This window comes from Mycobacterium sp. ABE4_509 (assembly GCF_056160785.1).
The window spans coordinates 1-219 of sequence record NZ_JBSWXU010000371.1 but is presented as its reverse complement, the minus strand read 5'-3'; the positions used below and the strand labels follow the sequence as shown (position 1 = coordinate 219).

Sequence of the window (219 nt, the reverse complement as noted above, 5' to 3'; positions counted from 1 at the left end):
GGGCAGGCGTCAGTCCGTATACCTCGTCTTGCGACTTCGCACGGACCTGTGTTTTTAGTAAACAGTCGCTTCTCACTGGTTTGTGCCACCCCCCACCGCTGCCGGCCGCAAGAGCCATGACAGTAGGAGGTCCCCCTTCTCCCGAAGTTACGGGGGCATTTTGCCGAGTTCCTTAACCATAGTTCACTCGTACGCCTCGGTATTCTCTACCTGACCACC

At 57.1% G+C, this 219-nt stretch carries 1 rRNA gene; it reads right to left on the bottom strand.

Going from position 1 to position 219, the window contains the following annotated elements:
* Nucleotides 1–219, bottom strand: a 23S ribosomal RNA gene (locus ACXAID_RS28535); the annotation flags it as partial.